A 25,136-nucleotide genomic window follows, 5' to 3' on the forward strand; every position below is an offset into this window, starting at 1 on the left:
CACAACTGTCGGCTATCTTACCAAGAATTGCCCTAATTATTCTTAAATTTGGGGAGATTTCAGATTTTTTTCCTGCGTCTAACTTTAATCAGTAATTCATCTTTAATCCGGTTTAAAATTGAAGTTTCATTTAATGTTGATAAAATTTGACTAACTACTGCTTTGGGTCCATCTGGTCCCCAAGTTGCACCTTTAGCTAGATAAGATTTAGTAACTTGGCCAATACCATAGGAAGAAACACCAGCTACTCCTGCTTGGGTTATGGCTATGGATAAATAGGGTCCCATTGTCATACCTGCGGTGGCTGTTGCAGAGATACCCAGCAGGGTTTTTAAACCACTTAAACCTAAATTTGCTAATAGTTCACTCGCACCGATACCACCCATACTCAGGGCGATTTTTTGCAGTAATTTCACTGCACCGGTTTCGGTCATGGGGATACCGTAAAGTTTAGATAAACCTAAAATTAAGGAGATATCAATAATTACGGCACTTAATATATCAACTACTGTAACAGGATTAAGAGCGATCGCCAATGCTTTAGTTATAACTGCTTTCCAAATCAACTGATTAGCATTTTCGTCCCTAATTATTAGTTTCCTCTCTACCAATTGCTGATTAATATTATCAGTATAAAGCATAGTATTTAAAGCCACTAAAGCTTTACCTTCATGGTGGAGAATTTCTAAAATTTTCAATTTTAATTCTTCAACTTGGGATTTGCCTTTTTGCAATTTTAAACTTCTAGAACCATCAGGATTTTGGACTGCAACTTTGACCAATGGTGCAGCGGAAGCCATAACAATTTCGGCTGGTGAAAGTAATTCCCGCACTCTATCATCTCGAATTTTTTCGTAAATTGTCATGCGGTCAGTTTCGGGATATTGGTCAACTTTATTAAAGACTAAAATTATCGGTTTACCGACTTCTCGTAATTGCGATAATGCTATTTGTTCAATCTTGGTCATGTCTCCTGAAATTACGAAGAGAATTAAATCTGCTTGTTTAGCGATTTGTGCAGCTAAAGCTGCGCGAGTTTCCCCGTCTACTTCATCTAATCCAGGAGTATCAATTAATTCAACTTGGGATTGGCCATTGCTGGGTAATGTGACTTTTAAAGTTCCTAAAGCTTCTTCGCTAATACTCCAATTGACTGTTTGTGCATCACGGGTAACACCATGTAAGGGACCAGTCACAAAGACTTCTTCACCGACTAAAGCATTGAGAAGAGAAGATTTACCCCGTCCTACCATGCCAAAAGCCGCAATTTGGACTACCATACTATCTAGTTTATCTAGCATGGTTTCTAAATCATGAATTTCCGCTTCTAAACCTGATTTTTCCACAGGAGAAAGATCCAGATTATTAACTAAGTTTTTTAGTGCGGTTTTGGCTTGTTTATAGTTAAGTTCTGCTTGAATATCGTCAAAGGTAAAAATAGCGTGATCTAGTTCTTCTTCCCAATTGGGGATGGATTCGGGTATGGTATTCATTAGGATTAGGGAACAGCGAATAGGGAATAGTAAATAATTGCATTTTTAATTCCCTAAGATATAACAACTTGATGTAATTCATTGGGAGTCAGATGAGAATGAACAACTTCACCATCACGAAACCAAACAATCCGCTTGGTTTGACGCGCAACTTCTGATTCATGGGTGACGATAACAACGGTGATACCGCTGCGATTAAGTTCATTAAACAAGTCTAATACTTCTTGGGTAGTTTGAGAATCAAGTGCGCCGGTGGGTTCATCTGCTAAGAGAACAACGGGATTATTGACAATAGCGCGAGCAATTGCTACTCTTTGTTGTTGTCCTCCTGATAATTGGGTAGGTTTGTTATTCAGGCGTTTTTCTAAACCGACTTTGATTAATGCTTCCCTAGCACGATCATTTCTTTCACTGGCTTTAATACCAGCATATACCATGGGCAACATCACATTTTCTAGGGCTGTTAATTGGTTTAATAAATGGAATTGTTGAAAGACAAATCCTAGTTTTTTATTACGAATATGCGCCAATTCAGTATCACTCATTTGAGCAACATTCAAATTATCCAAATAGTAATTTCCATCACTGGGACGATCTAAACAACCAATAATATTCATGGCTGTAGATTTACCAGAACCAGAAGGCCCCATAATAGAACAATATTCACCTTCTTCTATGACCAAATTAACATGATTGAGCGCCCTGACTTCTATTTCTCCAATGCCATAAACTTTAAAAATATTCTCTAAACGAATCATTGCTGATTCTGGTGCAGACTGGGGAATATTCGGATCATTAAAAGTCAAAGTATCAGCCATAAAAATTTATCCTCTTGTTTAAAATTATCAATGGCAAATTATGCCGTTCTTAGTGCTACCATAGGATCAAGTTGAGCCGCACGCCGGGCAGGAACGACACCAAAAAATAAACCAATACTCCCAGAAACACTAGCAGCTAATATAACTGCTGAGGGCGAAATAGTTGCTTGTAAAGGTGTAACAATACTAATTAATAGTACACCTCCACCACCTAAAGCAATTCCCAATACACCACCAGCAATTGAGAGAATCACTGCTTCAATCATAAATTGAATTAAGATGTCTTGTTGAGTTGCCCCAATGGCTTTTCTGAGTCCAATTTCTTGGGTGCGTTCCGTGACAGAAACGAGCATAATATTCATAATACCAATGCCACCGACTAATAGAGAAATACCTGCAATTGCGGCTAACATCAAAGTTAAGCCAGTTGTAATTGTGTCAATAATATCTAAAATGTTCTTTTGAGTCCGCACTGTAAAATCATCTTCTTGGGTAATCTTGTGACGTAATCGTAATAAATTAGTAATTTGAAATTCTGCGGCTCTGATGCTATTTTCATCTTGAGCAGTTACAGAAATTATAGATAAATCAATCCCATAGGGAGATGTTCTGCCCACAATGCGACCGGACATGGTAGTAATGGGAATAAAGGCAATATCATCATTATTGTTACCTAAAAATGTCCCTTTCTCTACGGTTAAACCAATTACCTCAAAACTCACATTTTTAATGCGAATCTTTTCACCAATAGGATTTTGATTACCAAATAGTTTTCTAGCTAATTCGGGACCTACTACCACCACAGGTTGACTACGTTTAATATCTAATTCATTGAAAAATCTGCCTTTCTCAATTTCAAAATTACGGACAGTCAGATAATTTGGGGTAGTACCAATAATGGAAGTATTGGAGTTTTTATTACGGTAATTAATAGTTGTTCTGGTACTAATTTCCGGAGAAACATCTTTAATAGCCCGCACTTGTTTTTTTATCGCTTTAGCATCTTCTAAAACTAAGGTCTTGGGTATTTCCATAACTCGGTTACGACCTTCAGCACTACCAGGAATTATAAAGAGTAAATTAGGTCCTAAAGATTCAAATTGTTCACTAGCTAACTTTTGCGCTCCTTCTCCAATGCCAATCATGGCAATAACTGAAGCATTACCAATGATAATTCCTAACATAGTTAAACTACTACGCAATTTATTAGCTAATAAGGTAGTAGTCGCCATTTTCACACTTTCTAAAATATCCATATTTTTGCTTATTTTTTCTCCTTAGATTTTTTATCTTTAGGTAATTCAACGAATACCTTTTCTCCTGCTTTTAAACCATCCAAAACTTGAATTTGACTATCAATATTTGCGCCAATTGTTACAGGACGAAATTCTGGTTTATTCTTGGTATCTGCTACCCAAACACCTGTTTTTCCTGATTGAGTCACAATCACTTCTTGGGGAATTAACAAAGCATTATTCACGGTATTACCAATAAATGTGACTTCACTCACATTCATTCCTGAACGTAATTTATCTTTGCCTGTATTCAAAGCCACTCGCACTTGAAAAGATGTCACATTTTGGTCAACTACCGCTTCCGGAGCAATCAAACGTACCTGTCCTTGGAAAACTTCTTCAGGATAAGCATCAACAAGTATTTCTACTTTTTGTCCCTGTTTAATCTGGGATATATCCACTTCGGGAACATTAGCTAAAACCTCTAAACCTCTTGCTAAAGCGACTATGGAAGTTGAAGTGGCAGAAGCATTACTAGAAGCAGAAATTGCCGGACTGACATATCCTCCTAATGTGGCATATCTTTGGGTAATAATTCCCGTAAAAGGAGCGCGAATAATTGTATCTTCTAATTGAACTTGTTGTTGTTTTAATTGAGCTTCTGCACTGGCTACCGCTGCTTTCAATCTAGAAATTTCTTCGGGACGATTGCCATTTTCTAACTTTCGTAATCCTTCCCGTTCTTGATTCACAATTGCTTGTTGCCTTTGAACATCTTCGTTACGATTACCAATTTTGAGTAAAGATAATCGTCTTTGAGCCTCTTCTAAATTAGCCTTAGCTTTGCTATTTTCACTGATATATTGTTCTAAACTATCTTGAGAAATAGCCCCATTTTTAGCTAAGTCTTGATAACGTTTTAATCTAGATTGGCTAAGTGTCACAGAAGCTTTTGCCGAGTTTACTTGAGCCTGGGCTTGTTGAATTTCTTGTAACCGATTACCATCACGAACAATGGATAATTGCGCCTGTGCTTGAGCTACACGGGCTTTGGCTTGGGCAATTTCTTCGGGACGAGTTCCGGCTTGGCTTTCCGCTAACTGTGCCTTTGCCTGTGCTAAATTAGCTTGATATTGGAGAATTCGCATTTTAATTTCCGAATTATCCATGCGAGCAATAATTTGTCCTTGCTGGACAGTATCTCCCTGTTCCACATTTAAATCTGCCAAAAGTCCTGGACTTTTAGGACTAATATTCACACTTTGAACTGGTTGTACTTTCCCACTGGCAGAAATTTTTACGGTTACGCTTTTTGCTTCTACAGGAACAGTCAATTTACTAATATCTGGTGGTTTATTTCTTTGCTGGATGGTTTTGATAGTGGTTGTTGTTCCTACAATTAAGACACCACTAGCGATTAAACCCATTAACCAACGTAATGGATATTTAACTTTTTTGCGAATTAAGGGAAGTTCTATGTAAAAAGTCATATTATTTTGCAGCAATTACTAAAATTTAATCTTGCATGGGTGCAATTCCTTGCCAGGCAATATCCACGAGATTCTCGACAAATATTGTTTCTTCTGTTTTTATAAATTCTCCAGGGTGCATTTGTTCTAAGAAAACATAGTTCATTAACGATCCTAACAATATCATAGCAATAGTTTGAGGATCGCAGGGGCGCAAACGTCCTTGTTCTATTTCTTGCGCTAGGAATTTAGTAAATACTTTCACCTCGCGGATAGGTTTTGATTTGATTATACTTGCCGTCTCTGGAAGGAGATTGCCACAGGCTTTTAACATCATTAATCGTGGCATCACTTGACGATGAAATTCTAAAGTTTGTAGACACAAATTAATGAGGTTTTGTTTGAGATTTCCTTTCCCAGATAAAGAATCCAGTTCTTCTACCCAAGGGGGTCTTTCAGAAATTCCCATTGACGCAAAAAATAGTTTTTCTTTGGTTAAAAAGCGTTTAAAAATAGATGCCTCAGAAATTCCGGCTTTTTGGGCAATTTCTAAGGTTGAAGCCCCAAATCCTTGCTGGAGAAATATTTCACGGGCTGCATCTAAAATTTGCTCATTAGTGATTTTCGGTGTGCGCGCCATAAATAAGTATGTAATCACTTATTAATTTAACTGTTGTTGATGGTAATGTCAAGAAAAGGAAAGTAAAATTTCCCAAAACCTCAACCTACTTAACAGATAAGGGTTTCAGGTTTTTTGATGGTCAAAAAGTGTCAGGCTTTGGCTGATGGTGTCTCAAAAGAGTTCGATTTTCCCTTGTCTGTACTTAAATTATCATGGGTGACTCAACATAAAGAGTTGGTTCTTGCATGGTAAATTCTATGCCATAGCCAAGCAATTTTTTAGCAATGTTTTCATTTGCTAATTCTAATAAACGCTTGCGGAAGTCAATGGAATTTTCATGGGAACCCAAAATAAAGAAACTCACTCTAGCGCGGACTCCTGGTTGATTTTCGTGAGGCAATAAATTAATCTTGGTACTATTGGGGTCAATGCCAAATAAAGTATTAGTTCCTTCTTTAATCACTTTTTCTAGTAATGCTTCTTCTGGTTGATCTAAGATGCGAGAAAAATCAAGATAAAGCAAGACCATTAATTTTTTACCCCTAGTGACATTTTCAATATCAACTTTTGCCATAACTGAATTAGGAACAATTACCAAGGTACTTTTACCAGCTATTCTTAATTTGGTAGAACGCAACCCAATGGATTCTACACGAGCAAATAATATTCCTTGAGAACTTAAACTAACGCGAATATATTCTCCAGCAACAAAAGGACGATCTAGATATAAAACAATAGTTCCAAAAATTTGTTCTAAGGTGCTTTGAGCCGCAAAAGCAACAGCGATACCCCCAATACCCAAACCGGCAATTAATCCTATTAAATTAATATTTTGACTCTGAGCAAATGCTAAAGCTGCGATAAACCCCAGCATGATATTAGCGGCAGTTTCCACAACTAGTAATAACTCATCAATTTCTAAACCTAATCTGCGAATTAAATCAATGCCATAGACACGCAAAACTTGCCGAAATAAGCGAGATATTAAAGCGGCAAAACTGCTAATTAATGCTAAGTCTAAAAAGAATTTCAGGAATAAATAAAATCCTGTATATTGTCGTAGAAAATTCCAAGATACAGAAACAAGAATTAAAGTTCCTGTAATTTTTAGAAGATTTTCTAGAGGATCAATTAAACTTTCATAAATCTTAACTATGGGTTGGGGTGTAAATTTATGAATAATTATTGTTAACAAGCCAGGGGTATATTTACCAACTAGCAAAGATACTAGAAAAAAGAAACAAAAAATTCCTAAATTAATACCCAATGACACCAGAAATTTGCGTGCTTCTTCATCAATTGCTAACCAATTTTGAATATCAACTAAAATCTGCATTATACTTATTTACTTAACTTATTTAGATTGTGATTGGTGCATCAATATTCACAGGTTCATCTGCAATATCAAAATTAATACTAAATTCTTGAAGCTGCATAGTAATATTTTGTTTAGCTAAGTCTAGCAATTGATGACGCAGATCCATGCCTATTTCCCCAGCACCAAGAATAAAAAAGCTAATTTGTGCTTGAGTAGTCTTAGTTTTTTCATCTTTGTATATATCTTTGAAATTTACTTCAGTATTGCGGGAATCTATACCAAATAAATCTTTGGTACTTTCTAAGATAATCTGACGAATTAAAGCTTGTTCATTTTCGTTAATTTCTTGATGGAATTTCAAATAAATTAAGGAAACAACTTTTCTTCCTCCTGTAAAGTTTTCGATATTTAATTGAATCAGGGAATCATTGGGAACTATAGTTACAGTTCCCTTTCCGGAATTCCGAATTTTAGTAGAACGCAACCCGATAGATTCTACCCTACCAAAAGTGCCATCAGGTAAACCAATATAATCATCAACTACAAAAGGTCTATCAATATAAATAACAATTCCCCCTAATAATTGTTGCAAGGCTTGTTTAGCGGCAAAAGCCAAAGCTATACCACCGATTCCTAAGCTGGTTACTATACCCAATAAATTGATTTGATGAGCTTCAGCGAAAACGCAGAAGATAATGATAGAAATTAGACCCTTGGCTATAATATTGCTGACTACTAATATTTCACCATTCATTTTTTGCTTAATAGCTGACTCTAGCAAATAATAATTGAAGAATTTATCAAACAACTGAGAGGTTAACACCCCAACCATAATGGCTATTGATAACCCTAGGGGAATTTCTATATACTTAAACCAACTGTTTTGCAGAACAATTAATAAGAAAATATCACTCAAGCTCAATAAACAAACAAATATTACCCATTTTCGGTAAGGTATAAGAATTTGTTCATAAATTTTTTGTAATTGAGGAGATAAAAACTGAGTAAGAATTGATTCATTCATTTTTTACAAACTGACAGAAACAATAAATTAAGAAGGCACGCTAATATTTGACAACTATGCAAAATTTGCCTAAGTTGTTTTGGAAAAATGTCATCTTGTCTGACACTATAGCTTATTCTTCATGACTTTTACTCAAAGCTCAGTTTATAGTATAGATGAAATACTTACTTTTATCAGTAGATAATGTTAAAAACTTGTTCGTATTTTTGACTAAAATCAATATTATACTAAGTTGATAACAGTAAGCAGACTTGTTTAATGAGAAAAAAGTTGAGAAATCAACGTCCTTTTAAGTCATTAAGTCTATTAACTAATAAGGTTTGTTGTTTACTATCTTCTAATTTTTCAGCTATGGAAATAGCCTGGCTGTATAAAGCTTTAGCTTTGGCAAAGTTCCCCATTTTTTCATAAATATCCCCAGATATAGCTAAATATTTTAAATCTTCCGCAGGATTTCTAATCGAGTTTGTAATTGCCACACGATTTTCTAACAGTTCCAAAGCTCGATCATAACGCCCTACAGCAGCATGGGCAGTAACTAAACCATCAATGGCTCGTAATTGGTTAGGACGCTCAAAACTCCCTTTCGCTAACCGCATTGCTGAACCATAACTACCAATGGTATTTTGATAATCTCCAATCGCTAGATAAGCGTCACCAAGATTATTGAGGGTGTTAGCTTCACCGATAGCATCACCAATTTGGCGGCGGAAATTTAAGGCATATTCACCAATTTTGATGGCTTTATTATAATCACCTCTTCTAAGGGCAACTAAGCTTAAATTACTTAACGATAGCCCTTGTCCTTCAACATTAATCACATTACGAGCCACAACTAAAGCCTGTTCAATGGTGTCTTGGGCGGCAATATTTTCGCCTTTTTCTAGGAATAAACTACCCAGATTATTTAGAGCAAAAATCTGATTTTGAAAATCTTGATTATCACGGGCAATTGCTAACTGTCGCCGTAAGGCATCTTCGGCATCTTTGATATTACCTAATTTCAGATAGGTATTAGCTAGTAAATCGTAGGTTGAACCTTGAGCTTTTAAATCACCCAATGTGTGATAAATTTCCAAGGCTTCTAAGGCTGATTTTAGGCTTTTTTCGGGTAAACCTTGGGATAATTGCTGTTTACCCTGCCTGAGTAATCTATCAGCCACATCTCGTGATGATTTATCAACGGAACTATTTAAAGGACGGTGAATTTGTTGGGTAATATCAATTGCTTTTACACCTGTAGCAGTAAATAAACAGGTGAACAATACAATATAAAAAGTCAAAACTGGCAACTTGGGAAAATTGCCTATATTCATCAGATTCCCCGATAACAAATGCCGCTGTTTCATAATATTTACCCTGGAAATTCCGGCTGTAAGTAGATAGTGTAACGCTAATTTTATGTAAAACAGAAACGAAGGGTTCTCAGCCTTGGTTCTGTGCCGTAGATGGGCTATTGTGATTATTATAGCTAAAGTTAGGACTAAATTCCCTGTTCACCTAAGTAAATAGCTCGAATATCAGCAGGTAATTTATCTTCTAGTAGCCGATAACTTTCTTGGAGAGAACTTGCGACTTCAGCGGGGGAAATTTGTTCTCCTTCAACTTGCAAATATGCAGCAATTCTCGTTTCACTCCAGTGAAAAGTTTGCGCCATTAAGACGATTAACCGCGATATTGGTGGTAGTTGATCTAATGCCTGTTCTACATAGCACCATAGCGGTGGTGATGTGTCCTTGAGGGAATAATGAATGGCTTCTGTGGGTGGTAGTTGAATGTCGTTAATATGGAAGGCAGTGATGTTAATTAACCAGTTTTGTAGGGTTAAGGAATCCGTCCCTCTGGTTGCTTGGTTTAAATCCAGTCCCCCTAATTCATAATAGATATTTCGCCAGATCAGAGCAAATAAATAATCAGCTTGCACAGGCGATCGCGCTGAATGCCGAATTAAGGTGTACACTATGGGGCTATAACGGCAAAAAATCACCGTAAAATACTTGCCATAATCTGGATATTGCTGAAATAGACTCAGTAGTTCTTGATCACTGTGATGAAATAGCGACTTCACCAATGGGTGATTAGCTTCGGGAAAGTGGGGAATTTGCACAATCTCTGGACTAGATAATTGTTAAAATATACTAGGGAATGGTGATGGGATGGCTAATAATATCGGAAAGTCAGTAAGTTTGTAAAGTCAGACTACTAGACTATTGATAAACTAGAAACTAGGACTTAATGTTAGTCTTAACTGACAATACTCAAAGCGTCTCCTTTATTGTGATTCTGTTTGTTCATGGTTATAGAAGCTAGTTCCATAATGTTCCTGCTGAGTCCACTCACTTTCGGCTCGTTCTTACCTTCCCTGCCCTTGGATAGCCTGTTCTCCACCCAGGGGATTATGATTATGCTGCTGGCAGCTTACGCTGGTGCTATGTGGATGTTCCTGAGTAGCGCACCTAAAGTTTATACTGTCATGGTATCGGATTTAGAAGTTGCCCGACAGTTATATGAAGGATTGCTAGATTTGCCAGTGGCAGAAGTTCCTTTGCACTATTATTACAACTACGAGCAAACCATTGGTGCAACAGGTATTGACCCGCTGTATATGTCCGCTGGTCCCAGTTGGTCTAACAGCACCATGAATAGTGGTAGTGACGGACTGTGGTATCAACTCAAGAAAAATACTCAATTACATATTATCACTGGTGCAAGTTTAGGCAAAAAAGATCAGCATCGTCATGTTTGCTTTGATCATGATTGTCTAGAATTAATTTTAATGCGGGTGGAAGTCAGGGGTTTAAAGTTCAAAATTCGCAACCAAAAGCCTTTGAATTTTTTAGTTAAGGATTATGAAGGGCGTGTCATTGAAATGGCTGAAGTTGCTAATTAGTCATTATTAAGGTGGGCAATGCCCACCAAGGAGATAATTAAAAAATATCTTTCCGCTTTTGCAACCCAAAAGTTATCAACAAATAAACCGTAGCGTGTAACGACAAAATTCCCCAATTTAAACTCAAATTTCCCCAAGTTGGATCATATACAGATGTAACTTCAAATGGTTGAGGAATTAAACTACCGTCAGGTAATTTAACTGGTTCTGGAACTAAAGCATTAACATTTAATATTGTCCCATAAGCACCAACAGACCAGCGACTAATCATTAACCATGAGAGAATTTTACTCACAACACCTTCAGTTTTAAATAATACTCCAGAAAAGATAATTTGCGGTAAAATTAGCAGTGGTAATGTACTATTCGCTTGACTACTATTTTTGACAATTGCAGAAACAAGTAACCCTAAACTAAAACTAGCAAATAACGTCAGAAAACTAGTAATTAATAATCCCATATGCCAAGAAATTAGGGCTGGATTTGGAGATTTGAAACCCATGAGAATTATAATTAAAATTAATAAAGTTTGTGCTAATGCTAAACCTGATAAAATCGTAATTTTAGAACCAAGATAAGCAAATAATCCTAAATTAACTAATCTTTCTCTTAAATAAATTGCCGATTCCTTAACTATTTCTTGTAAAGAACTAGAAAATCCTACCCACAAACCAGCACAGGTAAATACAAATAAAACCCGTAAAGCTAAAGAAGCTAAAGCTGGATCTGGTTCATTTCCTAATACAAAAGGTACTTTATCTTTCATCGCTAAAGTGATCAGACTAATCCCAATTGGAGCAGTTAAAAGAGATAGTACAAGATTAATTTTATCCCGAACAATTAATTGACCAGAACGTTGTGTTAATAACAGCCATTGCTGCCAAAATGAAACACCTTTAGGCTTTGCTGGTATTGTGGTTATTCCTGCTTTAATTCCTGAATTTAATTGATTAGCAACATAAACCTGATAATAATTAGATTGACGGAATTTATTCACATATTTAATTGCTTCTTGTTCATCTTCCAACTTAATATAAATATCAGCAAAATCTCTAACTTGAAAAAATTGCAAAGCGTCTTGAGGAGTGCCAAAATAACAAAGTTTTCCACCTATTCCTAAAAATACAATTCTGTCACATTCTGTAATATTTGCCGTTGCATGAGTCACTAAAATGACTGTTCTTCCTCCTTGATGTGCTAATTCTTTTAATAACTGCATCATCTGTTTATCCAAACCTGGATCAAGTCCTGAAGTGGGTTCATCTAAAAAGAATAATTTCGGATCAGCTAATAATTCTACACCAATAGAAACTCGTTTTCTTTGTCCACCGCTAAGATCACTAATTAAAGCATGACGACGATGACTCATTTTAATTGCTGCTAATGCTTGTTCTATAACTTGTTGTAAATTAATATCAGGAGGTAAACGCAATTTAGCAGCATAAGTCAGCACTTCTGCAACAGTTAATTCTCGATGAATAACATCATCTTGGGGAACATAACCAATTTGATTTCGGTACAAATTAAAGTTTTTCTGTAAATCTTCCCCATTCAGATAAATTATCCCTTGCGTTACTTTTTCAATTCCTAAAAGTGTCCGCATTAAAGTAGATTTACCTGCACCACTTCCTCCTACTAAGGCTACAAATTGTCCGGGTTCAATGGCAAAAGATAAATCATCTATTCTCAATTTACCATTAGTTTCTAAAATTAAATTTTGTGCTTCTAGTCTAATGTGAGTACCTTGATCTAAAATCTCTAAGTTATCATCACGTAAAACTAAAATATAAGGGCCAATATGAATTTTTGCCCCATTGTGCAAAATCGCTTTACTGCTTACTTGTTGACCATTAATAAAAACTCCATTATTGCTGTGATTTTGTAAAATATAACGTCCTTGATGATCACTATCAATTGTGGCATGACGACGGGAAATTGTCGGAGCATCCAAATATAAGTTTGCAGTAGAATCCCGTCCGATTAAAACCGATTTTTGTTTTAAAGAGATTGACTTTTGTGTTAGTGAATTGCCAGAATTAGATGTAGCTGGATTAAAATATCTAATTTGAATCAGTTGGTGAGGATTTTGAGAAATTTGAATTTCCACACCATTTGTTAACAAATAACCTTGGGTAGCCGTAATCAAAGAATGATTAATATACAACTTATTGCTACTAGGTTTTTGACCATCACCATCATAAATACGGTATTCTGCACCCTCCTTGCGGAACACAGCTTGTACACGGGAAACCAATTCCCAGTCTTGGGGAACGACTAAATCAGCTAGATTGGGTTCACGTCCTAAAATGTGCTGTGACTTCTGCAAGTTTAAGTGTAAACTTTTACCTTGATTGTTGATTTCCAGATAGGGATTTATACCTGAAGCGGTGGGATACTGTCCTGGTTGGTATGACATAGACTGGTTGTAATAAAAAGTAATTTAATTTGCGGTATTTTTAGCAAATATTGAGAACATTTTACGTATAAAAAGGTGATAATATATGGAAACTAAATGAAAATTTTACCTAAATCAGTGAAAACGTCAACAAAGAGTAAAGTTTTATGACACTGACACTATTGAATAATCGTTATCAGGTATTGCGGGAACTGGGTAGTGGAGGATTTGGGAAAACATTTTTAGCTGAAGATACCCAAATGCCTTCTGCTAAACGGTGTGTGATTAAACAACTCATCCCAGTGGTGAATAATCCCCAGGTATACCAACTGGTGCAGGAAAGGTTTCAGCAAGAAGCAGCTATTTTGGAAGAATTAGGCGATCGCAATAGTCAAATTCCCCAGTTATATGCTTATTTTATGGAAGGTGGGGAATTTTATTTAGTTCAGCAATATGTTGAAGGTAAAACTTTAACCGAAAAACTACAACAGCAAGGGGTGTTAAGTGAAATTACAGTTAAGGAAATTTTAATTAACATCTTGCAAATTCTTGAATATGTTCACAGTAAAGGTATAGTCCATCGAGACATTAAACCAGATAATATTATTTTGCGTTTTTCTGACAGCAAACCAGTATTAATTGATTTTGGGGCTGTTAAGGTAACAATGAACACAGAAGTCAGTCCTTCTGGTAATTCTCATCAGTCTATTGTGATTGGAACACCCGGATTTATGCCAATGGAACAATCAGCAGGAAGACCAGTATTTTCTAGTGATTTATTTAGTTTAGGATTAACAGCGATTTATTTGTTAACAGGTAAAATTCCCCAAGATTTACCAACTGAACCAAATCTAGGGAATATTTTATGGCGACATTTTGCACCTTATTTGAATGTTAATTTTGGGGATGTTTTAGATAAAGCTATAGCTTATCATCCACGCGATCGCTATCTCAATGCTAGAGAGATGTTAACAGCTTTACAAACTCTCTCAAATCCTATTGCACCTACTTTACCAGTTCCCCAATCTATCCCTACAATTCTTGCTGCACCAGTAACAGCAGGTTATGTACAACCGCAGACCGTCGCATCTCTCCCAACCTCACAACCACATTTTCAAACCCAATATCCAGTTACTTCTAATAATGGGTTAGGAACTTGGCAACAAGCTGTAATTATTGGTGGTGTAATAGGATCATTTCTAGTAGGTGGTTTTTGGGTATTAGGAATAGTTAATAAACCACAAATTACAACTACTAATACCACACCATCACCTGTACTTTCTCCAGTAGAAAACACAAATATAACTCCATCAAATACTTCTATTTCTCCTATTAGTCAACCAACTACATCACCCCCAGAACCTATACAACCACAAACAACAAGCTCAATTTCACGAGAAGCAGCAATACAAGGATTAGAAACATGGTTAGCAGCTAAAAGACAAATATTTTCTCCTCCTTACAATAAAGAATTAGGATCTAAACTTTTGACAGGGCCTGTATATACAAAGTTCATTAGTAAAACAGATAATCCCGATGCTTGTCTTGCTAGAGGGAATAATGAAGATGATTGTCTAAGTTCTGTAGATTGGTTAATAAGAAATAGAGCTTATTGGGTATATGGTGTGCAAAAAATCCAAGCTGTAAGAAATTTTGTTTCTAGTGGCAATAATGCCACAATCATAGTTGTAGTTACAGAACAACGCACATTATATAATAAAAATGGAAATGTAGATAAAAGCCAATCAGGTCTTTTTACTTCAACTACCAGCTACGATTTACAATATGAAAATGGTGAAATCAAAATATATAATTACAAATAAAATATATTCACTATTTTCATGAAAATTCAAGAATATTGCAGGAATGAGTTTTAAGATAAATTAAAGTTATTTTCCTGCTATATATTCCTAATTTATCAATATCAAATCAATAAGTATTTCTGTAATCTAGGTGTATTTTTGTGGAACAACAGTCACAAGGGAATTTAAATAACCGCGATCAAAAAATTGCTGAACTAGAAGCAAGATTAACTAATGCTAATCAAATTATTACCAACTTACAAAAGCAAAATATTGATTTTCAAAAAAATATTACTAATTTAGAATTAGAATTAGACGAATTTCACCAAAAATCACAATCAAGAAATAATCAATCTTTACAACCTGGACAAAACCAGATTAAGTCATCAGGAAATAGAAGAATCATTCGTAAATATCGGTTTTCACAATTATCAGATTGGCAATTTTACGGACTTACATCTTTAGTAGTAATGTCAATACTTTTATTATTTGGAGTTAGTACATTATTCAATAATCAAAATAGAAAAAGTAGTAAACAATCATCTCATCAGCAATCTAAAAATCAAACATCAGCAACTTCGCAACCAAATTTGTCTTTAGCACCACCAAATATTCCAGTTAATATTAAACCTCTAGCACAAACACCAATTGATCAAGGTTATAATTTACCTCATGATAATCATTCAGAACTTACTTATAATGTAATTAATTCTCCTAGCTTTAAAGACAGCGAACAATTAAATCAAATAACTCAAGAATTAACCAAATTAGCAAAAAGTAAGAATTTACCAGTAGAGAATTTATCAATTAGTTTGATAGATGTAAATAAACAAACTATTTCTGGGTATAAACAAAAAACACTTCGTTATCCTGCTAGTGTAGTAAAATTATTTTGGATGGTAAACCTAGAAGCTCAAATTAATCAAAGATTGATTCAATTAGATAATAATATTAATTCTGATTTAGATAAAATGATTCTTAAATCAGATAATAATGCTGCTAGTCGGATTGTAGATATGATTACTAATGCCCAATCTTTAAAAAATAAACTAGATAAAGAAGGATTTACACAATGGAAAAAACAACGTCAAAGCATTAACAGATTCTTCCAAAATGCTAACTATCAAGATATTAATATTAGTCAAAAAACATTTCCTATTCCTGATTTAAAAATCAATGAACCTCAAGGTACAGATTTACAAATACGGGGAGATAATCTTCAAAAACCAATTCGTAATAAAATTACAACATATCATGCAGCTAGACTAATGTATGAGATTGCTACTCAACAAGCAGTAGCACCAGAATATAGTCAAAAAATGCTCAATTTACTCACAAGAGATTTACGTCGAGAAGCTTGGAAATTCGATCCACCAAACCTAGATGAATTTAATCCAGTAGAGAATTTTTTCGGTGAAGGTATAGCTAACGAAAAAGTACAATTTGCATCTAAAGCAGGTTGGACTACGAGTTCTCGACAAGAAGTAGCTTATGTAACTACACCAAATGGTAAAACTCGTTATATCCTCGCAATATTTGGTGATGATCCTGCTTATGGTAAAAGCAGAACAATTTTTCCACAAATGTCTAAATTAGTCTTTGATAGGATGACAAATTCTAACCGTCAATAATAATTAGGTTTGCAAAATTAGCATAAAACAGAATTAATATTACCAAAAAATAAATCCTTTGCAATTGCTTGCTTTCATCCTGTTCATCCTTTAATCCTGGACATCCTGATTCAGACAATTTTCCTAACTAATTACCAGTTGTAGAAATTTAAAATTTCCCACAACTGGCATAATCTATCATTACCAATCTCCAACTTTATCTATGACTATCAAGTAAACTATGCCGAGAAAAAATGCCCTTCAATTTCAAATTAGTGAAGACATTTATAGAATTTACTAATTCTCTTTGTTGAGAACTTAAATTTAATGCTTCCAAAGCTTGATCAATATTATTACCATTGTGCAATTTGTGGGCAAGCAAATCACGTTGAGATAAATCTAAAATTGCGGCAATTTCTTTATTTCGACGCTGACGAATAGCTTGCAATGCTTGATTTTCTTGGGGAGTAAAATCATATTCAGATAATTTGATATTATCGCTAATTTCTCCAGAGTTAGTAAAGAAGTGATCTGCCCAAGCAAAAGGAACTTTCCAGGAACAGAAGGTGATAGCAAAAATAAGAGCCAAAGTCAATAACCGTTGTGTTAATTTATTAATCATGTTGATGTTGATGTTCATAACAGCTTAAGTCAAATTTTAGTTAGGGGAAGAGTAGCTTAAACAATTTTCCTATTTCTGGGCGCTAACTGGCAAAGATAAACAAACATTGATCAGCACTTATTTAATAGAACAGATTTACTATTACCTAAACAGTATAAATCCTGAGTTCAAGACACAGACAAGGAAATCAGGCTGTTTCTATATTCGAGGTGGGGTAAGATAGATAATGTTTTCTCTATGACCAAACTCAGAAATTGATAAGTAAGAAAAATATATCAGAGACATAAAGATTATGTTCTTTTATATTTCCCGACTCCAGGCTATCATCAAATTCATTAGCCAAGGTGATAGCATGACAGAACAAATATTAGAAAAACAAATACAGCAAAATGACGGCATAGATTTGGAAGCTGCTTTCCAAGAATCTCACATTCAAGAAATCCTCGATAAATTAGATCAGGAATTAGTCGGGTTAAAGTCCGTCAAAAACAAAATTAGAGAAATGGCGGCTTTGTTGTTAGTTGACCGTATCCGCAAAAGCTTAGGTTTAGATGCAGGTGCGCCCAGTTTGCACATGACATTTTTAGGTAATCCGGGCATGGGTAAAACCACCGTAGCTATGCGAATGGCAGAAATTCTCTATCGTCTCGAATATATCCGTAAAGAACACGTCATGTTAGTGACGCGAGATGATTTAGTTGGTCAAGGTATGGGGCAAACAGGACCCAAAACCAGGGAAGTATTAAATAATGCCATGGGCGGAGTTTTATTAGTTGATGAGGCTTATACTTTATACCGTCCAGATTATCCTGGGGATTTTGGTTTAGAAGCCATAGAAATTCTCATGCAGGTTATGGAAAACCAAAGAGATGATTTAGTCGTCATTCTTGCTGGTTATAAAGACCACATGGAAAGATTTTTTCATAGTAATCCCGGGATGAATTCCCGCATTGGATTACATATTGAATTCAATGATTATGGCGTTGATAATTTAATGGTAATTGCTCAATCTATAGTCAAAGCCCAAAACTATTGCTTTAGTCCAGATGCCGAAAAAGCCTTCCGCGACTATTTAATTAAACGGAAGACAATGCCCCATTTTGCCAATGCTAGAAGTGTGCGTAATGCCATAGATAGAGCGCGTTTACGTCAAGCAAATCGGTTATTAAGTAGTGGTAAACTATTAAATAAACAGGATTTAATTACCATTGAAGCCATAGATATTCTCGCTAGTCGAGTATTTAGAGAAGGTGTTCCTGATTGCGAAACTGAAAGTTGATTAATTTGGTGATTGGTGATTGGTGATTGGTAATTGGTAATTGGTAATTGGTAATTAGTAATTGGTAATTGGTGAAACTTTTCCCTATTCCCTTTTCCCTTCTTACTGTCACCTGTCACCTGTCACCTGTCACCTGTCACCTAATCAGACTTTCTCATTTTGTTAATTTCTGCTTGTAATTTTTCAATTTCTTTTCTGAGTTTTTCCGCTTCATGCTCAGGTGTTTCTGGTGTCACATCAACCGAACCATCCGGAGTCCGCTGATAATTGCCTTTTCTGATTTGCTGATATTCTTCTGATACTGCCCAACTGCGTAAATAATGCAAACGTTCTACAGGGAAGGGATGACTCAACATCATTCCTTGAGCGCCATTGTATAACAGAAATTTATATACTTGATTCAGCCCATCATCATCTAGTGCCTGATATTTTTCCGACTGCTGGATAAACTCTTGTAAACTACATTCATGGGCATATTTATTACTACCTCCAGACAGTTTCATCATAGATGACATGACTGGGTTTAAATCATCCATGACTAATAAAGCCGCTCTATCAGCCGATAACTCAGCTTTGCGTCGCCACTCGAAAAACGCATAAATCAAAGCCTGGCTGACAAAATTACCTAAACCGAAGGTTAATTCACCAATGACGGAAGCGGCACTCATCGCCCACATCGCCATTTGAATTAAAATAGTATGACCACATTTAATATGTCCCAGTTCATGCGCTAAAACTGTGCGTAGTTCTGATTCATTGAGTAACTCTAGTAACCCAGTGTTGACGACTATGTAAGGATGTTCCTGTCCTAAAGCATAACTATTGACTTGGGCATCTTGAGCAATAAACAATCCCGGTTCCCCGCTGATGTCCAAATCTCGGACACATTCCCGGAATATCTGGTAAATGGTGGAATATTGGCGCGGTCCGACTTCAATGGAGTTACCCATTAAATAGACAAATTGGGGGCGTTCATAGACAAATTCTACAAACTTACGGGCGATTAAATCAAAGCCGGGTAAACTGCGTAAAGCTTGTTCTGCTTGACTATCTAAGGGATGTCTGAAGGCTTCGCTGGAAATTCCTGGGTAAGTTGGCATAATTTAGAAAAATGGGTGAATGGTTAAACAACGACTAATGATTAATGACAACATACATAATAGAAATGAGGTAGTCTGGCTAACGCCACGCTTCGCTAACGGAAAAATCCTTTGTTATGGAATTTAAAGCGCGTGATTGAAGCTGAAGTTCATTTATCATTACATAACTTCCTGCGATCGCAGGACGGGTTTCCTTCCTGGCCCCATCATTTGACGATGGCTAGGTTGGTAGCACGTGCTTTGCGGTTGGGACGTAGTGCTTTGATTCAGGTAGGGGCGGTTTGTGGACATCAAGGACGATATCGCACCAGTTTTATCGCTTCTGCTTTAATGTGGCATGGTTCTGTAATTATTGTCGCCTCAGAAACAGTCCAGCAACGGTTATTAAAGGTAGAAATTCCCCGACTCCAGCAGTGGCTACCAGCAAATAAGCCCATTAGAACCGGTGACGTTTGGCCAAGTCCTGATTTTCAGGGTTTGCTATTAACTTCCCCCGCAGCTTGGTTAAAAGGACAATTGGCTGATAACAATCCATTTCCTGCTCATATTCCCACAATTATTGATGGGGTTGACGATTTAGAAGATTGGGTTCGTTCTCAACTGACTCAAAGCATTGAACCCCATGATTGGGATCAATTAATGCTGGCTTATCCCTATCAAGCGGATTTAATTCGGGAAGTTAGGGTAGAACTGACATATAAATTATTTCAGCATCCAGAAAATCCCTATCATTGTTATCTAATTTCTCAGCCAGAAATTGATATTTTACAAGATTTATATTTAGCTTTAGATAAAAACAATCTTCCAGATGTTTGGCGAAATTTTTGGCAACAATTCCCAAATTTAGAAGATTCTTCTTCTCCTACTTTATTTTGGTCAACCATTTCCCGTCGTCAAGGTTTATTTTCTTTACATTATGCCCCCATTGAATTGGGTAAAATTCTCGCACCAATTTGGCAACGTCAACCTGTAGTATTAATTGGTAGTGCTTTAGAACCGGAAACGGAAGCACCTCTTTTCCGTCAACGTTTGGGTTTAGAAGATGTTACTTGCTTGAAATTTGCTGCTGATAGTCAAGGGGAAGCAATTCAACTTTATGCCCCTTATAAGTTGCCTTTACCGAATACGCCAGAATTTCAAGGAGCTTTAATTCATCAAGTTCGCACTTTGGTATGTTTGAGTGCAACTGCACCAGGAATGACGGTAATATTAATCGGGGATGTACCACTAAAAGCCAGGGTAGGGGCAATTTTGGCTTCTGAATTTGGTTCACGGGTACAAGTCGAAAAAACTTGTTTAGATGAAAACGGGATTTTGATTACTGGTTGGGAATTTTGGCGCGAAAATCAAAGTGTTTTACCATCACCAAGATTGTTAATTATTGCAACTTTACCTTTACCATCTTTGGAAAATCCTTTGGTAGCTGGTAGAGTAGCTCATTATAAGCGATCGCATCAAGACTGGTTTCGGCTATACTTGTTACCTACGGCTATGAATGAATTGCAAAGAGCGATCGCACCTGTACGCGAAAATCAAGGTATTGTGGCTTTACTAGATAGTCGTGTCGTTAACCGCAGTTATGGCGTGCAAATCCTCTCCGCCCTTAGTCCCCTAGCCCGTTTAAACTATCTCGATCCTAGTCTGTTTTCTGTGAATAATGAAGATGATTCTGGTTAATTAATTTCCATGACGAATTTCTATTAAAATTTAAATTGAACTCAAAAAGAAACTAAATTATTGAATTATGGGTGAAGCAAAACGCCGTAAAAACTCTCTAGGAGAAGAATACGGACAAGACACTACGAGAATCTTACCTTGGATTCCCATCAATAAAACCCAAGCTTCACAATTTGTGGCTATCACCACTCGTGGTGCTTGGATAGGTATTGGATCTATGGTTGTTGCTTGGGTAATCATCCGGTTTATCGGTCCTGCTTTCGGTTGGTGGGAAATTGTTGGGTGATTGGTAATTGGTGATTGGTAATTGGTAATTGGTAATTGGTGATTGGTAATTGGTTGATTTTCTTTCTTCTTCTTCTTCCTTCTTCTTTTCTTTCTCCTGACTCCTGACTCCTGACTCCTGACTCCTTTAAAAAAATGCTCTTACATTTAAGCACTTGGCCAGAAGTTGAAACTTATCTGCAACAATCTCAAGGAATTATTTTACCCATTGGTTCAACAGAACAACATGGCCCAACGGGATTAATTGGGACTGATGCGATTTGTGCAGAATCTATTTCCAAAGGTGTTGGGGAAGCAACTCAAGCAATGGTAGCACCAACTATTAATGTGGGAATGGCATTACATCATACTGCTTTTCCCGGCACAATTAGTTTACGTCCTAGCACTTTAATTTTAGTAGTTAAAGATTATTTAACTTGTTTAGTCAAAGCTGGTTTTACCAAGTTCTATTTTATTAATGGACATGGGGGAAATATTGCGACTCTCAAAGCTGCTTTTTCGGAAACTTACGCTCATTTAGAAGATTTACAAATTCCCAATTCCGCAAAAGTACAATGTCAAATTGCTAATTGGTTTATGGGTGGTTATGTGTACAAACTTGCCAAAGAATTGTATGGTGATCAAGAAGGTTCTCATGCTACTCCCAGTGAAGTAGCTGTTACCAAATATGTTTATCCAGAAGCAATTAAAAAAGCATATCTTGATCCAGAAGTTGCGGGTGGACATAAAATTTATAGTTCCGCTGATTTTCGGTTACGTTATCCAGATGGGAGAATGGGTTCAAATCCAGATTTAGCAACCCCAGAACATGGGAAGCAGTTTTATGATTTGTCTGTGGAGGAATTGAGTAAGGGGTATTTGGAGTTTTTGAAGGGGGAATAAATGAAAGTCGCTATCTAATAAATTCGTCAAAAGTAGCTATAACCAATTCTATTCTTCTTAAAGATGTCATAATTAAACTGTTAAACCAGTTTAGATAAGAAAAGGAGTGAAAATATGGATGATCAATTACAAGATAGCGATGTCATTGAAAAAGATGAAGACACTGCTGAAGAGGATAGAGGTGATAGTGGAGGGTTATATCCTTATGACCCAACTAAAGCAGATATTGATATTAGAGAAGAACCGCAAACAGTTTTCGAGTTAATGAGAAAATATGATAATGGAAAACTGATAATTGATCCTGAGTTTCAACGTAATCTAGTTTGGACAATCGAAAAAAGAAGTAAATTTATTGAATCAGTTATCCTTAACTTTCCTATACCACCTTGGTATGTTAATCAAACTAAAGAAGGCAAGTACATTATAGTAGATGGTCTACAGAGAACATCTACTTTGCATCAATTTATCAATGACGAATTTCAGCTAACAGGTTTAGAAGCTTTAACTAATTTGAATGGATATATTTTTTCTGAACTTAAAGAGTTACCGGGTGATTATCAAACCAGAATGGAAGATAAAAAACTTAATATATATCTTATTAAACCTTCTGTCCAAGCTAAAGTTGTTTATGATATCTTTAATAGAATTAATACAGGTGGAACAAATCTTGAACGTCAAGAAGTCAGAAATTGTATATTTTCAGGAAAATCTACTAAACTGATCAAAGAATTATCAGAAACAGACTATTTTAAAAAAGCTATTGATAATGGAGTATCTCCCAGAAGAATGAAAGATAGAGAAGTTATTTTGCGTTATCTAGCATTTATAATTTTTGATTATGAAACAGAATATCAGGGAGATTTAAGTGATTTTGTAGAAAATGCCATGAAAAAACTTAATTTGATGTCAGATGAAAAAATAGATTTATTAAAAAAAGATTTTAAGCGAGTTATGAATCTGACTTTTGAGTTTTTTAGTAAAAGAAATTTCCGATTACCCGCAGCACAGAGGAGAGGAAGAATCAATATTGCTATTTTTGAATCTGTTTCTTATTTCTTTTCTGTAAATAGTGATAAATTTCTAGAAGATAATAAAAAACTTATTCAAGATAATTTTGATAAATTGCTAGAGAATCAAGAATATCTTGATGCTGTTAGATATGCTACAAGCAGTAAAAATAAAGTTATTACTAGATTTAAACTCGCACAAGAAATTTTAGGAAATATATAGATATGCTAACTCAAATTAAATTAGAAAATTTTAAATGCTTTAAAGAAAGAACTTCTTTTTCATTAGGACAATTAACACTGCTTACAGGAATCAATGGCTGTGGTAAGTCAACTTTGCTTCAGTCTTTGCTATTAATGCGACAATCTATTGATCATAATGAAAATACTGATCAAATTTTGCTAAATGGTAATAGTGTAAGTTTAAATAGTTTTAATGATGTTAGAAATATAAACAATTCTAGAAATGAAGACATTATTTTGCAATATTGTTACAATAAATTAGTTGAAATTTATGATACAAGTAATCCTAATAAGTATACTAAATTCAACATAAGTGGAGATGCTAAATACTTTTTGAGTGAAAATTCAGAAGATGACATGGTAGGGAAAATTCAGAAAATTCAATTTTACGATGAATTAGGATTAAATTTTTTGCAAGATGAGCATATTAATAAAAGTGATTTATATAAAATAATTTCTGTTTATGAACCTCGATTAAGTAATTTTTTAAGCAAATTTATAGTTCATTATAATATTAATATTATAGATAAAAATAATAATACAAATTCATATAGTGGAGGTACTCTTATAAATAATTTAATACCTGAACAACATTATCTTATGGTTGATAATATTGATAATATATATCAGAAAATAGCATCAGAGTGGTTACATAAATCTTTAAACTTTAGTCATATTCACTATATCTCCGCAGACCGTCTGGGTCCTCAAGAATATTATTTAAAATCTACCATCAATAAATTTCCTAACGTTGGTGCAAAAGGTGAATTTACAGTTAACTTACTCTATAAAAAAAGAGATGATTTAGTTAATGAAAAACTATGTTTAGGTGAAGATGCTAAAACACTAGCTACCCAAACTGAAGAATGGCTTAACGAAATATTTAATGGTGCAAAAGTCGAAATTCCCAGTTCTGAAAGTAATATACTCGAACTTTTATTTAATACTAGCACATCAAAAGACCGTTTTAGACCAGCTAATGTGGGATTTGGATACAGTTATATTTTACCAATTGTTGTTTCAGGTTTGATTGCAAAAGAAGGAGAAATATTAATAGTCGAAAATCCCGAAGCACACTTACATCCAAAAGCACAATCACGACTAGCTAAATTTTTGGCTAAAGTGAGTAGTTGTGGTGTACAAGTTTTTATTGAATCCCATAGTGATCATATTTTAAATGCCTTGCGAATCGCTGTTCTTGATGATATTATTACTCATGAAGACTTAAGTATCTTATATTTTCAACAAAATTCAGAACAGCCAGTTGTGAAAATTCCTGTACAACCTAATGGGGGAATTGAAGAATGGCCAGAAGGATTTTTTGACCAAATGGATAAAGATTTTGCACGACTTTTCGGGATGTAA

21 protein-coding genes are annotated in these 25,136 nt (G+C 35.4%); 9 read left to right on the top strand and 12 right to left on the bottom strand.

The genetic code is table 11. The features are described 5' to 3' along the window. Positions 1-59 precede the first annotated feature (59 nt). The 9 genes from FJR11_RS04955 to FJR11_RS04995 form a co-directional block, all read right to left on the bottom strand. Complete coding sequence (locus FJR11_RS04955; RefSeq protein WP_168502609.1) at positions 60-1,493, bottom strand: GTP-binding protein; 1,434 nt, start codon at positions 1,491-1,493, stop codon at positions 60-62. A gap of 53 nt (positions 1,494-1,546) precedes the next feature. After that, positions 1,547-2,311 (bottom strand): ABC transporter ATP-binding protein, encoded by a 765-nt coding sequence (locus tag FJR11_RS04960; RefSeq protein ID WP_168502610.1) that lies wholly within the window; start codon positions 2,309-2,311, stop codon positions 1,547-1,549. Positions 2,312-2,349: 38 nt separating this feature from the next. Next, positions 2,350-3,567 (bottom strand): ABC transporter permease, encoded by a 1,218-nt coding sequence (locus tag FJR11_RS04965; protein WP_168502611.1) that lies wholly within the window; start codon positions 3,565-3,567, stop codon positions 2,350-2,352. A gap of 8 nt (positions 3,568-3,575) precedes the next feature. Continuing rightward, positions 3,576-5,036, bottom strand: a complete 1,461-nt coding sequence (locus FJR11_RS04970) for an efflux RND transporter periplasmic adaptor subunit (RefSeq protein WP_168502612.1) — start codon at positions 5,034-5,036, stop codon at positions 3,576-3,578. Between the two features lie 25 nt (positions 5,037-5,061). Further along, positions 5,062-5,655 carry a TetR/AcrR family transcriptional regulator gene (locus tag FJR11_RS04975; RefSeq protein WP_168502613.1) on the bottom strand — a complete coding sequence of 198 codons (594 nt, stop codon included), beginning with the start codon at positions 5,653-5,655 and terminating at the stop codon, positions 5,062-5,064. Positions 5,656-5,839: 184 nt separating this feature from the next. Next, on the bottom strand, positions 5,840-6,973 hold the full coding sequence (locus FJR11_RS04980; protein ID WP_168502614.1) for a mechanosensitive ion channel family protein: 1,134 nt from the start codon (positions 6,971-6,973) through the stop codon (positions 5,840-5,842). Between the two features lie 22 nt (positions 6,974-6,995). Further along, positions 6,996-7,979 carry a mechanosensitive ion channel family protein gene (locus tag FJR11_RS04985; protein WP_168502615.1) on the bottom strand — a complete coding sequence of 328 codons (984 nt, stop codon included), beginning with the start codon at positions 7,977-7,979 and terminating at the stop codon, positions 6,996-6,998. Between the two features lie 278 nt (positions 7,980-8,257). Further along, positions 8,258-9,328 carry a lipopolysaccharide assembly protein LapB gene (locus tag FJR11_RS04990; RefSeq protein ID WP_168502616.1) on the bottom strand — a complete coding sequence of 357 codons (1,071 nt, stop codon included), beginning with the start codon at positions 9,326-9,328 and terminating at the stop codon, positions 8,258-8,260. 134 nt (positions 9,329-9,462) lie between these two features. After that, complete coding sequence (locus tag FJR11_RS04995; RefSeq protein WP_168502617.1) at positions 9,463-10,086, bottom strand: sigma factor-like helix-turn-helix DNA-binding protein; 624 nt, start codon at positions 10,084-10,086, stop codon at positions 9,463-9,465. Between the two features lie 186 nt (positions 10,087-10,272). Between FJR11_RS04995 and FJR11_RS05000 the strand changes: the two genes are divergently transcribed. Then, on the top strand, positions 10,273-10,869 hold the full coding sequence (locus FJR11_RS05000) for a glyoxalase-like domain protein (protein WP_168502618.1): 597 nt from the start codon (positions 10,273-10,275) through the stop codon (positions 10,867-10,869). A 37-nt stretch (positions 10,870-10,906) separates the two neighbouring features. Here the strand turns inward: FJR11_RS05000 and FJR11_RS05005 are convergent, their stop codons facing one another. Beyond that, positions 10,907-13,285, bottom strand: coding sequence for an ATP-binding cassette domain-containing protein (locus tag FJR11_RS05005; RefSeq protein WP_168502619.1), 2,379 nt, complete (start codon positions 13,283-13,285; stop codon positions 10,907-10,909). A 146-nt stretch (positions 13,286-13,431) separates the two neighbouring features. Between FJR11_RS05005 and FJR11_RS05010 the strand changes: the two genes are divergently transcribed. Both FJR11_RS05010 and FJR11_RS23850 read left to right on the top strand, forming a co-directional pair. After that, positions 13,432-15,087: an IMS domain-containing protein gene (locus FJR11_RS05010; RefSeq protein ID WP_168502620.1), complete on the top strand. Its 1,656-nt coding sequence runs from the start codon at positions 13,432-13,434 to the stop codon at positions 15,085-15,087. A 140-nt stretch (positions 15,088-15,227) separates the two neighbouring features. After that, on the top strand, positions 15,228-16,697 hold the full coding sequence (locus FJR11_RS23850; protein WP_168502621.1) for a serine hydrolase: 1,470 nt from the start codon (positions 15,228-15,230) through the stop codon (positions 16,695-16,697). Between the two features lie 196 nt (positions 16,698-16,893). Here FJR11_RS23850 and FJR11_RS05020 read toward each other — a convergent pair whose 3' ends face one another. Beyond that, entirely contained in the window at positions 16,894-17,316 is a 423-nt protein-coding gene (locus tag FJR11_RS05020; RefSeq protein WP_254444683.1) for a hypothetical protein, read from the bottom strand. Positions 17,317-17,650: 334 nt separating this feature from the next. Here FJR11_RS05020 and FJR11_RS05025 point away from each other — a divergent pair, with 334 nt between their 5' ends. Further along, positions 17,651-18,577, top strand: coding sequence for an AAA family ATPase (locus tag FJR11_RS05025; RefSeq protein WP_168502736.1), 927 nt, complete (start codon positions 17,651-17,653; stop codon positions 18,575-18,577). Between the two features lie 140 nt (positions 18,578-18,717). Here the strand turns inward: FJR11_RS05025 and FJR11_RS05030 are convergent, their stop codons facing one another. Then, positions 18,718-19,677 carry a M48 family metallopeptidase gene (locus tag FJR11_RS05030; protein ID WP_168502622.1) on the bottom strand — a complete coding sequence of 320 codons (960 nt, stop codon included), beginning with the start codon at positions 19,675-19,677 and terminating at the stop codon, positions 18,718-18,720. 132 nt (positions 19,678-19,809) lie between these two features. On the opposite strand from FJR11_RS05030, the gene FJR11_RS05035 reads away from it, so the two are divergent. The 5 genes from FJR11_RS05035 to FJR11_RS05055 all read left to right on the top strand — a co-directional run bounded on the left by FJR11_RS05035 (position 19,810) and on the right by FJR11_RS05055 (position 25,136). Beyond that, positions 19,810-21,354, top strand: coding sequence for an ATP-dependent DNA helicase (locus FJR11_RS05035; RefSeq protein WP_168502623.1), 1,545 nt, complete (start codon positions 19,810-19,812; stop codon positions 21,352-21,354). 67 nt (positions 21,355-21,421) lie between these two features. Further along, positions 21,422-21,640, top strand: a complete 219-nt coding sequence (locus FJR11_RS05040; protein ID WP_168502624.1) for a DUF2839 domain-containing protein — start codon at positions 21,422-21,424, stop codon at positions 21,638-21,640. Between the two features lie 134 nt (positions 21,641-21,774). Continuing rightward, positions 21,775-22,521, top strand: a complete 747-nt coding sequence (locus FJR11_RS05045) for a creatininase family protein (RefSeq protein ID WP_168502625.1) — start codon at positions 21,775-21,777, stop codon at positions 22,519-22,521. Between the two features lie 114 nt (positions 22,522-22,635). Continuing rightward, the gene (locus tag FJR11_RS05050) at positions 22,636-23,751 is read left to right on the top strand and encodes a DUF262 domain-containing protein (protein WP_168502626.1); all 1,116 of its coding nucleotides are present in this window, start codon (positions 22,636-22,638) and stop codon (positions 23,749-23,751) included. 2 nt (positions 23,752-23,753) lie between these two features. Next, positions 23,754-25,136: a DUF3696 domain-containing protein gene (locus tag FJR11_RS05055; protein WP_168502627.1), complete on the top strand. Its 1,383-nt coding sequence runs from the start codon at positions 23,754-23,756 to the stop codon at positions 25,134-25,136.

The organism is Anabaena sp. UHCC 0187, assembly GCF_009712035.1.
Lineage (GTDB): Bacteria > Cyanobacteriota > Cyanobacteriia > Cyanobacteriales > Nostocaceae > Dolichospermum.